Annotated in this window: 3 protein-coding genes and 1 pseudogene; 1 reads left to right on the forward strand and 3 read right to left on the reverse strand. The window is 60.9% G+C overall.

What is annotated here, in order from left to right; genetic code table 11:
* The 3 genes and pseudogenes from ACZM96_RS09955 to ACZM96_RS09965 form a co-directional block, all read right to left on the reverse strand.
* Positions 1-205 (reverse strand): annotated as a pseudogene (locus ACZM96_RS09955) (translation initiation factor IF-2); the annotation flags it as partial.
* A complete protein-coding gene (locus ACZM96_RS09960; RefSeq protein WP_489488861.1) occupies positions 202-2,295 on the reverse strand; it encodes a TRAP transporter permease in 2,094 nt (697 codons plus the stop codon). The gene ACZM96_RS09960 and the pseudogene ACZM96_RS09955, both read right to left, overlap by 4 nt.
* A 116-nt stretch (positions 2,296-2,411) precedes the next feature.
* Positions 2,412-3,389 (reverse strand): TAXI family TRAP transporter solute-binding subunit, encoded by a 978-nt coding sequence (locus ACZM96_RS09965; RefSeq protein ID WP_489488863.1) that lies wholly within the window; start codon positions 3,387-3,389, stop codon positions 2,412-2,414.
* Positions 3,390-3,645: 256 nt separating this feature from the next.
* Here ACZM96_RS09965 and ACZM96_RS09970 point away from each other — a divergent pair.
* Positions 3,646-3,901, forward strand: a 256-nt coding sequence (locus ACZM96_RS09970) for an ArsR/SmtB family transcription factor (RefSeq protein WP_489488865.1), incomplete at its 3' end; no start/stop codon positions are given.

Here is a 3,901-nt window from a genome sequence, read left to right on the forward strand (position 1 = left end):
CCATGGGCACGCGGGCGTAGGGATTCACTTCCACGAGGGCGGTCCATTCGTCGCTGCCGCATTCGGGGCAGCGGCCGAGGTAGTCGGGGAATATGGTCTTGCAGTGCGCGCACTGCAGTTCCTGCTGCACGTTGCCGTCAACGATTTTTTTCATCGCCCTGGGGCGCAGGGAGCGCTTGGCGATGATGCCCTTTCTTCTTTTCATGCCGCAACCTCCCCGGACGCCGTGCGTGCGCCCGCCTTCTGCCGCAGGTACGCGAGAGCCATGAGGGCAAGGCCCGCCAGATAGCCGAAATGCCGCTGTTCCTGAGGCAGGAAGAAGCCCGTGAGCAGGGCGGGATACATGAGAACCACCGAAGCGGCGAGAAGAAGCAGCCGGTCGAGCAGGCTGGTCTTAGCGATGAACCATCCCTGAATCATGGAGGAGAAGCAGACCATGCCGAGCGAGGTCATGCAGAAGATCATGACGGCTTCGGGCAGGCTGTTGATGTTCCAGAGAATGATGTCATGGTTGAAGATGAACACCAGCGGCAGCAGGGCGGTGCGGATGTCGTAGAAGAAGCCCTGAATGCCCACGGCAATGGGGGAGGCGTTCGCAATGGCGGCTCCGGCGTAGGCGGCAAGACCGACGGGGGGCGTGTCGTCGGCGAGAATGCCGAAATAGAAGCAGTACAGGTGCGCGGCCATGAGGGGCACGGCGAGCTGCACGCCGTGAATGCTGAAGCCGGAAGCCAGTTCCACGAGCACGGGAGCGGTGAGCGAGGCCATGATGATGTAGTTTGCGGTGGTGGGCAGTCCCATGCCGAGCAGCAGGCTTGCGGCGGCGGTGATGATGAGCAGCAGGAAGATGTTGCCCATGGAAAGCACTTCCACAAACGAGGTGATCTGCTGGCCGAGGCCGAGAGAGACGCATCCCACGATGATGCCTGCCGAAGCCGTGGCCAGAGCCACGCCGGCCATGTTGTTGGCGCCGGCGGCCATGGAGGAGACGGTCAGCTTGAGGCCTTCCTTGAAGGCCTGCCACTTGGAGGTCTTGCGCACCACGGCGATGCACACGGGCTGAAAGATCATGATGACCGCGAGCACGAGAATGGCGCGGAACACGGAAAGCTCGGCGGAATGCTGCAGGGCGATGAGCTCATAGAGCAGCATGGCCAGAGGAAAGAGAAAATGCAGACCGCCGCGCAGCACGTCCCAGGTGCGGGGCAGTTCGTCTTTGGAGAGTCCGCGCAGACCGAGCTTGCAGGCTTCCACATGGGTGATCCAGAGCAGGGCGGCGTAGGAGGCGAAGGCCGGAATGGCGGCCGCCTTGGCCACTTCGATATAGGGCACGTTCACGTATTCGGCAATGATGAAGGCGGCCGCGCCCATGACGGGCGGCGCAAGCTGACCGTTGACCGACGACGCCACTTCGATGGCGGCGGCCTTTACGGCGGGATAGCCCACGCGCTTCATGAGCGGAATGGTGAAGGTGCCGGTGGTGACCACGTTGGCGATGCTGGAGCCGGACACCATGCCGGAGAGGGCGGAGCTGAACACGGCGGCCTTGGCCGCGCCGCCGCGGTATCTGCCGAGACCGCTGATGGCGAGCTGCGTGAAGAAGGTGCCGCCGCCTGCGCGGTCGAGCATGGTGCCGAAGAGCACGAACAGGAAGACCACGGTGGCGGAAACCTGAAGCGGAATGCCGTACACGCCCTGCGTGTCCATGGTTATCTGCGAGATGAATCGGGAGAGCGACGCGCCCTTGAAGGCCAGAAAATCGGGCAGATAGGGCCCGGTGAACACGTACAGAATGAAGATCGTGCAGATGATGGGCAGCGCCGGACCGAGCACGCGGCGAGTGGCTTCGAGCAGCAGAACCACGAGCAGAATGCCCATGAGAATGTCGCGGGCGTTGGGCGCGCCGGGGCGGGAGGAGAGCCCGGAGTAGTCGAGAAAGATGTAGAGCGCGGCCACGGCAGCCATGATGCCGAGAATGTAGTCCATGACGGTCACTCTGTTCATGGCCAGCAGAATGCGCAGATCCCATCGCGAGGAGGACGAGGGCTTGAGCAGGGGAATGTTGAAGTAAACGAGGGTGATGGCAAAGGCCAGGTGAATGGCCTTCACAAAGATGGAGTCGATGAGCAGAAAGCTCGCGCTGGCCATCTGGAAGAGCGACCAGCACAGGGCCACGACGAAGGTGATCTTCGCCGTAATGCCCATGGTGTCGCCGCGCATGCCGTGCTCGGCGTGGGCCAGGTCTTCCTTGTACTTGTCTCCGGCCGGAGTGGTCTGAATGTGTTTCTGAGGCATGAGAGAGAATCCCGCAGGTTAGGAAAAACAAAAGACGGCGCGCGGGGGCGAGCCTGGGCAGGCCCCCGCGAAATCATCCGTCATAACGGCGCAAAGAGCGTGCATGCGCAGCTTTGCTACTTTATCAGGCCGGCTTCCTTGAAGTATTTTTCAGCACCAGGATGGAAGGGAGCGGTGCGGCCTTCCAGCAGGCTTTCCTTGGTGATGGATTCCAGCGCCGGATGCAGCTTCTTGAATTCGTCGAGGTTTTCCACCACTTCCTTGGTGATGGCGTACACGATGTCGTCGGGGGTGTCGGCGGAGGTCACGAAGGTGGCGAGCATGCCGATGGTTTCCACCTTCCCGTCGGAAGCGTTGGAGGCGTCGGGATACTGACTCATGTCAATGAAGGTCTTGGAGTAGTAGGGGCATTCCTTGAGCAGGTTGTCCATGCCGGTGATGGGCACGATGCGGCACTTGCGCTTGCCGGCCGTGGCTTCCTTGATGTTGCCGTTGGGATGCCCCAGCGTGTAGAAGAAGCCGTCGATGCGGCCGTCCTGAAGGGTGTGGGGGGCGTCGGCGGGCTTGAGGCCTTCGCCGCGGAAGTCTTTGCCGGGTTCGAGGCCCACTTCCTTGAAGACCTGGAGGGCGTTGATGCGGTTGCCCGAGCCGGGATCGCCGAGGTTGATGATTTTGCCCTTGACGTCGGCAAGGCTCTTGATGCCGGAATCCTCGGCGGCCACGAAGGTCACGGCTTCGGGCGCGAGGGCGAACACGAAGCGCAGTTTGGTCACGGGCTTGCCTTCCCAGTCGCCGATGCCCTTGTAGGCCTGATACTGGGTGTCGGCCTGCGCGATGCCGAATTCGAGATCGCCGTTGTTGATGGCGTTGATGTTGAACTTGGAGGCACCGGTGGATTCCACGCTGGCGCGGATGTTGTACACGTCCTTCTTGGAATTGATGATCTTGGCGATGGCTCCGCCCGTAGGATAGTACACGCCGGTGATGCCGCCGGTGCCGATGGTGACGAATTTGGCGGCGAGGGCCTCGCCGGCCATCGCGCCGGAAAGAAGCATGGCCGCGCCGAGGGCGACGGCAAAGAATTTTCTGAACATGGGTGCCTCCTGCAACGTTCAATATTGTCAAAAATGGCGAGAAAAAGGTCGCTGTCGACGCTGTTTTCTGTTCCTTGTGCCTGATTGTTGCATGATGTCATCGTTTTTTGCGCAGTGCAATAGGCGAAAAATTCACGAAAATGTGAATATCGCGTCGATATCGCAGAAAAGCAGCAGAGAGTTGCAGCGTTGACACCAGGGATTCTTGTTGTGTATTTTGTCAATTACGCAACTAACAGGCATGGGGAGGGGAACTATGGACATGCTGTTGTCGCGGCGTTTGCCGGACAGATCGTATATTGAGGCACAGGCCCGGATATTCAAGGCGCTCGGGCATCCGAGCCGGCTCATGATGGCCGAGGCGCTGACGCGCGGCCCGATGTGCGTGGCGGAGCTGCAGCGCCTTGTAGGCGCGGACATGTCCACGATTTCGCGTCACTTGGCCGTTTTGAAGTCCGCCGAGATCGTGACGGACGAGAAGCGGGGGCTGCATGTGTACTATGCGCTCAAGC

It is taken from the genome of Mailhella sp., from assembly GCF_057866825.1.